Source organism: Streptomyces sp. XM83C, assembly GCF_023072675.1.
GTDB lineage: Bacteria > Actinomycetota > Actinomycetes > Streptomycetales > Streptomycetaceae > Streptomyces > Streptomyces thermocoprophilus.
In genome coordinates this window covers 1-1,551 of record NZ_JALLGL010000552.1, presented here as the reverse complement: position 1 = coordinate 1,551, position 1,551 = coordinate 1, and the positions used below count along the sequence as shown (strand labels likewise).

At 70.0% G+C, this 1,551-nt stretch carries 1 protein-coding gene; it reads left to right on the top strand.

The genetic code is table 11. The features are described 5' to 3' along the window. Positions 1-266: 266 nt before the first annotated feature. A complete protein-coding gene (locus tag MTQ10_RS30270; RefSeq protein ID WP_247473835.1) occupies positions 267-1,484 on the top strand; it encodes an IS110 family transposase in 1,218 nt (405 codons plus the stop codon). Positions 1,485-1,551: the final 67 nt, after the last annotated feature.

Here is a 1,551-nt window from a genome sequence, read left to right as displayed (position 1 = left end):
CCCCGTTATGTTTTCCGCGGCTCCGCAATGGGGCCGCTGGCCTCCGGGCCCGGCATGACTGTTGCCCCCTGTCGAAGGCATGACCTGGGGGGTGGTGTCACCGGGTCCGGGGGTGTTCGTCGGAGACGCTGATCAGAGGTCCGGCCACCGTCCGGTCCGGCGCAATGCCGGGCAGTTCGCGGGCGGCAGGTCTGCATAACGTGGATGCGCGAGCACGACACCCGAGCCGAGGCCGGCACCGTCAACACCTCTTGGGGAGAGGCGCGATGTTCGAGATCGAAGACGTGGGTGTGTTCCTGGGCCTGGACGTCGGCAAGAGTGCTCATCACGGCCACGGGCTGACCCCGGCCGGGAAGAAGGTCTTCGACAAGCCCCTGCCCAACAGCGAGCCCAAGCTGCGGGCCGTGTTCGACAGGCTGACCGCGAAGTTCGGCACCGTCCTCGTCGTGGTCGACCAGCCCGCTTCCATCGGAGCCCTGCCGCTGACCGTCGCGAGGGACGCGGGCTGCCGCGTCGCCTACCTGCCCGGACTCGCGATGCGGCGGATCGCCGACCTCTACCCGGGCGAGGCCAAGACCGACGCGAAGGACGCGGCGGTCATCGCCGACGCCGCCCGGACGATGCCCCACACCCTGCGCTCGCTGGAGCTGACCGACGAGATCACCGCCGAGCTCACGGTCCTGGTCGGATTCGACCAGGACCTCGCCGCCGAGGCAACCCGCACCTCCAACCGGATACGCGGCCTGCTCACCCAGTTCCACCCGTCGCTGGAGCGGGTCCTGGGCCCTCGCCTCGACCACCAGGCCGTCACCTGGCTGCTGGAGCGCCACGGCTCCCCGTCCGCCCTGCGCAAGGCCGGCCGCCGCAGGCTCGTGGAACTGATCCGGCCCAAGGCCCCGCGCATGGCTCAGCGGCTGATCGACGACGTCTTCGACGCGCTGGACGAACAGACCGTCGTGGTCCCCGGCACCGGCACCCTCGACATCGTCATTCCCTCTCTGGCCGCCTCGCTCGCCGCCGTCCACACCCAGCGCCGGGCGATGGAAGCCCAGATCAACGCCCTGCTGGAGGCTCACCCTCTTTCCCCGGTCCTGACGTCGATGCCCGGCGTCGGCGTCAGGACCGCCGCCGTCCTGCTGGTCACCGTCGGCGACGGCACCAGCTTCCCCACCGCCGCCCACCTCGCCTCCTACGCCGGACTCGCCCCCACCACGAAGTCGTCCGGCACCTCGATCCACGGCGAACACGCACCCCGAGGCGGAAACCGGCAGCTCAAACGGGCGATGTTCCTGTCCGCCTTCGCCTGCATGAACGCCGACCCGGCTTCCCGCGCCTACTACGACAAGCAACGAGCCCGCGGCAAGACCCACACCCAGGCCCTCCTCCGCCTCGCCCGCCAACGCACCAGCGTCCTGTTCGCCATGCTCCGCGACGGCACCTTCTACCAATCCCGGACACCGAAGGCCGTCGAACTCGCCGCGTGACCCCAGCAAGCCAAACCACCTCCAACCCAACCCAGGCACCTTGACGAAGGACATAGAGGCACCCCCC